Origin of the sequence: Kitasatospora sp. NPDC057512, from assembly GCF_042802135.1 — a bacterium.
GTDB lineage: Bacteria > Actinomycetota > Actinomycetes > Streptomycetales > Streptomycetaceae > Kitasatospora.
Genome location: NZ_JBHVET010000854.1, coordinates 1 through 3251 on the forward strand (window position 1 = coordinate 1; position 3251 = coordinate 3251).

A 3251-nucleotide genomic window follows, 5' to 3' on the forward strand; every position below is an offset into this window, starting at 1 on the left:
CTCCCATCCCCCGGGATGGGAGCCTTCGGCATGTCTCAGCAGACGTCGGCCGTCGTGCGTCCGGATGCCCGGTGCCACGTCCTCCCGAAGCGCGTCCAGGACACGGAAGACTCCGGACACTCCGGCCGACGTGAGCCGGCCGACCTCCGGCGACTCGTCCGAGAGCCACTCCGCCCCGTTCACTGCCCCTGGCGTCACCAGGCCTCCACCCCGTCACGCAGATACCGTGCACCGCCGTCTGCGATGGCCCTGACAGCGGCGTCGAGCCGGTTCCGCTGGCGAATCCGCAGTCGGTTGGCGACCTCCGACACGGGGAGGAAGACGGCCTCGGACAGTTCGTCGTCGTGTGGGCGAACTCTCGCGGCCTGATCGGGTGAGAGGGTTCCCGCATCGAAGATGAACGCGATCTGGTCGTCCCACGGGCCGTGCGGCGCAACCCAGTCCACGACCAACAGGCGGCGGATGGTGATGTCCAAGCCCAATTCCTCGCGCAGTTCCCGCACTGCGGCCTCATCCGGTGGCTCGTTGGCCTCGGCCATTCCGCCGGGGAGGTCCCAACCTTCCTTGTAGGTAGGGTTGACGGTCAGGATTCGACCGTTCCGGTCGCGCAGGATCACGTCCGCTGAGACACGCTTGCGGGCTTGCCTGGCATTCCCCTCGGCAAGGTAGGCGTTCCAGGCTTCGGTATCGGTGGAAACGGGCCTCACGTTGAACCTCCCCGAGGCAAAGGGACAAATGGCTGGTGCCGGCTAGCCGTCAACAGCAGGTCACCGGCGGCGGCATCCCCATCTCCTGTGGATCTCGCCTCGCGGTATCGCTCGTCACGTGGTCGGCGTCGAACGGCTACCGAGGGTGGGACGAAGCACGTCGAGGACATGGGTCCAGTTGTACTCGTCGCGCGCTCCGCCGGACTTGGGCCTGTGGGGAACCGAGTCGCCGATCAGGACGCCCATCGAGCGCAGACGGGCCAGGCTCTCCGAATAGGCCGGGTGGGCAGCCAGGGCGGAGTTGACGTAGGGCTGGACGACGACGGGAATGCCCAGCCCGTACGCCTCGCAGAGGATGCCCAACGCGAGTGTGTCGGCGATCCCAAGGGCCCATTTGTTGATGGTGTTGAAGGTCGCGGAGACGACCGCGACGGCATCGGCCTCCGGCAGCGGCCGAGAACTGCCGGGCGTACGCCAGGCCGAGCGGATCGGATAGCCGGTCTGGGTCTCGACAGCTTCTTGATCCAGGAAGCCGAGTGCGTTGGGAGTGGCGATCACCCCGACCTTCCATCCCTCGGCGTGGGCGGCGGTGATCAGTTCGCCCACGCCGTCAGCGATTCCCGAGGCGCAGACGATGACGTAGAGGAACGGCTCATGGTGCTCGGTCAAACCTGAACTCCTGTTCGCAGGAACACATCCCGCCACCTTCGGCGAGTATCGTCCCATCGGCTGCTACGAACGGAGTACCAGTATGCCCAGGCACATCTCCGAGCACACGGGCGAGCGCATCGCCCAGTACCGCAAGCTCCGCCATCTGACCCAGCGGGAACTCGCCGCTCGCGCCCACATCTCGTACAGCATGCTGACCAAGGTCGAGCAGGGGGCCAAGCCGGCCACACCCAGCGTGATCGCCGCTGTCGCCCGGGCGCTGTTCGTCCAGACCGTCGACCTCACCGGTCAGCCATACATGACCGAGTTGCAACAGGACGAACTCGATGTGCTGATCCAGCCGATCCGCGAAGCACTCGATCTGTACGACCTCGGCGCCGATCCCGAGATCGCCCCCCGCTCGGTGGACGAACTGCACTCCGAATCTGAGCAGTTGTGCGCCCAGATCCGCGATACCCGCATCAAGGACGCCGCCCGGGTTCTTCCGGCTCTGATGATCGAGGCCACAACGGCCGCACACACGGCACCCTCCGAGAAGGCGTGGCAGGTACTGGCGAGCACGTACCGCACGGCCTACGACATCACCGCGAAGTTGGGCTACAGCGATCTCTGCGTCGTGGCTCTGGACCGCATGGCATGGGCGGCCGAGCGAGCATCCGATCCGGTGGTCGCCGGAGTTCGCCAGTATCTGCGATCGCTGGTCTACCTGCGGGCAGGCCAGTACGACATCGGGAAACGACTCGTCGGGGTCGGCATGGGCACCCTCGAGCAAGCCGACAACAGCCGAATCCGGGACGTGGCGGTGGGGCAACTGCATCTCGGCGCCGCCATGTTGGCCGCGCGATCCGGGGACGGAGACGCAGCGGCCGGGCACATCGTGGACGCGGCGCGGATCGCAGCGGCCACCGGCGAGGCCATGCGCGTGCACTGGCTGTCATTCGGACCGACGAACGTCGCCGTGCACCAGGTGGCGACCCTGGCCGAGCAGTACCGGTATGCGGAAGCCGTGCGAGCCGCCGATCAGGTCCAGATCCCCGCAGAATGGCCGGCCTCGCGGGCCTCGGCACACATCGCGGAGGTAGCGCGGGCGCAGCTGTGGATCGGGCGCTCGGAGGCGTCCTTGAAGTCGTTGCAGCGTGCGAGGGAGCTGGCGCCACAACAGATGCGCTACCACCCGATGGTGCGCGAGACAGTCGCCGGGCTCGTCTCGGCTCGCCGCTCGATGCCGGACACCCTCACGAACATGGCTCACTGGGCAGGCATCTGATCATCACTCTTTGGAGGCGGACTATCACCAGGGAGTGATACTCCACCCCCTTCTCTCGCGGCGATGCTCTCCGTAACGAGACAGCTACGCCAAGGAGAAGCACTGATGACCCTCCTCTCGAAAGCGGTGAGAGGCGACGCCGTACTCCAGCAGGTTCCCGACGCGAGCGCCCACCTCCGTTCCGCATCGGGGACTGTCTGCCTGCCGTACCAGCCCGAGTCGGTGGGCGTTGCTCGGCGTTTCGTGTGCGCGCGGCTGCGGGAGTGGGGGCTGGACGATCTGGTGGACGACTCTGCCGTGATCGTCAGCGAGTTGGTCACCAACTCCTCCAAGACCGGCTGCCACACCCGCATGCTCGTCGGCGTCCGCCGTCCGACCGACCGCGTCGTCCGCATCCTCGTCGGTGACGGCTCCCGGTCGATGCCCGTGATGATCCAAGCCGGCCCCGACGCCACGTCCGGCCGGGGCCTGGCGATGGTCCACCGGCTCACCAATGGCCGCTGGGGCGTCACCCTCCTCCCCTTCGGGAAGGTCGTCCACGCCGACCTCACGACGCCCGCGCCGATCAACCGCTCCCCCTGAAACTCCCCCCGTCCGCGCCGCCAGGC

General features: G+C 67.2%; 4 protein-coding genes. 2 read left to right on the forward strand and 2 right to left on the reverse strand.

Features of this window, described 5'->3' with window-relative positions; genetic code table 11:
• Positions 1-194: 194 nt before the first annotated feature.
• Both ACFU6K_RS34770 and ACFU6K_RS34775 read right to left on the reverse strand, forming a co-directional pair.
• Positions 195-707: an NUDIX domain-containing protein gene (locus ACFU6K_RS34770; protein ID WP_380669964.1), complete on the reverse strand. Its 513-nt coding sequence runs from the start codon at positions 705-707 to the stop codon at positions 195-197.
• A gap of 114 nt (positions 708-821) precedes the next feature.
• Positions 822-1376 (reverse strand): flavoprotein, encoded by a 555-nt coding sequence (locus ACFU6K_RS34775; protein ID WP_380669966.1) that lies wholly within the window; start codon positions 1374-1376, stop codon positions 822-824.
• An 82-nt stretch (positions 1377-1458) separates the two neighbouring features.
• Between ACFU6K_RS34775 and ACFU6K_RS34780 the strand changes: the two genes are divergently transcribed.
• Together ACFU6K_RS34780 and ACFU6K_RS34785 are read left to right on the forward strand one after the other, a co-directional pair.
• A complete protein-coding gene (locus ACFU6K_RS34780; RefSeq protein WP_380669968.1) occupies positions 1459-2643 on the forward strand; it encodes a helix-turn-helix domain-containing protein in 1185 nt (394 codons plus the stop codon).
• Between the two features lie 105 nt (positions 2644-2748).
• Entirely contained in the window at positions 2749-3225 is a 477-nt protein-coding gene (locus ACFU6K_RS34785; RefSeq protein WP_380669970.1) for an ATP-binding protein, read from the forward strand.
• Positions 3226-3251 lie beyond the last annotated feature (26 nt).